Here is a 2,192-nt window from a genome sequence, read left to right as displayed (position 1 = left end):
TCCTTGGATGTCTTTAGTTTCGTACTTAAAGAAATCATCTGAGCATGTTTTTGCTTCAATGCTTCTATTAGTTAAGGCTAATGTCATTATTTTAAACACATCAGCATCTGCTGCAGAGGTCTTGTCATTTTTTATCCATCCTTGCAAAGTAGTTTCTTGTCCGTTGATAGTTAGATTGGGGAAATAATTCAAACCAGCAGTTATTATGTTATTGAGAAGTTCTTGTTGTTCAGTATTAAGAGGTGCGGTAGTAGCTTGGTGTGCTAATAAAAATCCTGCATACCATTGGCCTTCAGTATGGATGTTGCCTAGATATTCTGGGTGAACGTATCTGACGAGTTTACCGGTTACTAAAGGATCAATTGTGTTTGCTTCCACATAAAAAGGGGCAGAAGTATTTGCAAAATTGTCTCTATCGTTGTTTAGTAAATCATTTTTAATGGTAACAAGGCTCGAGAGTCCATTGTTGGTAGTAGGCAGTAAAGAATAGTCAATAATAGGATTTTCTGTAAGGTTGATGGAAGTAAGGCCTGTTAAATATTGTATTCCATCTAAGGTTTTGATTCCTAGATTATTTAGGTTAAGCGTTGTGATTGTAGCGAGCTGACCTTCAGTTAAAGAATCCTCATTAGTCAAGTTAAGGCTAGTCCTAATCGCTGTTTCTAGATTTGCGTCTGTTATTAGCGGTGACCTATCAATAGGGATGTATAATTTAAAGAAGCCGGTAGGTTCTGTTATATTAACTGGATATTTTTGGATTTTCCCATCTGCTAGTGTTCGAGTTGTTTCTATTGATTGCCAGCCAGATTGGTTTGTTAAGTTGGTTGATTTTTGAACTACAAGCTCATGTCCAGGATAGTTGGCCGTGTAGGTTAGTTCGAAATTAGGAGAACGTCCTATCGTTAGTGTATTGGTTCCGATTGGTGTCATTATGCATCCTTTTCAATTTGTATTGTTAATATATCGAAAAGGTTTATGAATATTCCCTATAAAATTTAGTAATGAAATTTGGGTTCTATTTTAAGTTTTAGATTGAGCTCTGGGTAAAGCTTTTTGAATTGTTCATAAAAATCTTTCTTTAGTGCAATTATTTCTTCGCTGGTTGTTTTTTTTTCTGGAACCAAATCAACTAAAATGTTTTTTTTGCCAACTAAACGTAAATCGTGAAAGCTCTCAATCCTATTATCTTCTTTTACAATTAAGGCAATTTTCTTTGGTAATTGTTCGTATTTCCCAAAATTAGTAGTAACGGGGTCTGGGTGTATGGTGACAGAAGTGAATCCAAGGCTTTTTACCAAGGCTTCTTCAACATTTTCAGAGATTGTATGCACAGACATGCTGTCTGTTGTTGCATCGATTTCTATGTGCAGACAACATGCTTTTGTGTGACCATAGGAGTGAATAACAACATCGTGAGCATTTATTACATCAGAGTGTTCCAAGGCTATTTTTTTTATTTTGTGAATAAGCGAGTTATCTGTAGCCTCTCCTATTAGAGGGTTTATAGAATCTTTAGCAACTTCTATGCCTGTGTAAAAAATAAAGACAGATACAATCAGCCCAGCCCAACCATCGACACCTGTTATGCCAAAGTATTGTAAGCAAAAAGCTAGTAAAACAATAATAGAAGAAAGTGCGTCTGTTCTGTGGTGCCAGGCATCTGCTTTTAATGTTTTGGATGAAATATAATCACCTAATCCATAGGAAAATTGTGCAGATAATTCTTTTAGAAGTATGGTTACTATAATTAATAAAATAATAAGAGGAGTTGCAATGAAGTCTTCAGGGTGTAGTATTTTTATAATAGACTCTTTAATAAACTCAAATCCAACTACCATTAAAAGTACGGCTACAATAAAGCCTCCTAGGTATTCTGCTTTCCCATGGCCAAAAGGGTGTTCTTCATCTGCTGGTTTAGCGCTCCACAAGAAAGATGCCCAAACAAAAGCAGAACTAATAATGTCTGAAAGCGTATGCATAGCATCAGATATCATAGAAAAGCTACCGCTAATAATTCCGATAGTTAATTTGAGGATAAATAAAAGAATATTAATGAAGGTGCTGGAGTATACTTCAAGGTCTGCTACTTTTTTTCTTAAGATAGGGTCATTTTGATTTGCATTTTTTTTAAAGAATAAAGATACAAGGTATTTTGAGAACATAAAGATATTATAGCAGAAACATAATAAAAA

Annotated in this window: 2 protein-coding genes; both read right to left on the bottom strand. The window is 34.8% G+C overall.

Annotated features, from left to right (window positions below):
- Positions 1-930: hypothetical protein (locus PHF25_07180; GenBank protein ID MDD4527797.1), on the bottom strand; the 930-nt coding region annotated here is incomplete at its 3' end.
- A 65-nt stretch (positions 931-995) separates the two neighbouring features.
- Positions 996-2,162: a cation diffusion facilitator family transporter gene (locus PHF25_07175; GenBank protein MDD4527796.1), complete on the bottom strand. Its 1,167-nt coding sequence runs from the start codon at positions 2,160-2,162 to the stop codon at positions 996-998.
- Positions 2,163-2,192 lie beyond the last annotated feature (30 nt).

This window comes from Candidatus Margulisiibacteriota bacterium, from assembly GCA_028706105.1.
GTDB lineage: Bacteria > Margulisbacteria > Riflemargulisbacteria > GWF2-35-9 > DYQY01 > DYQY01.
The sequence above is the reverse complement of the archived record's forward strand: the minus strand, read 5'-3'. Positions and strand labels throughout refer to the sequence as shown.

Bases quoted from the DNA above. Each gene is read 5' to 3' on its own strand.
- PHF25_07175 (MDD4527796.1), bottom strand. From the start codon at position 2,162: ATGTTCTCAAAATACCTTGTATCTTTATTCTTTAAAAAAAATGCAAAT.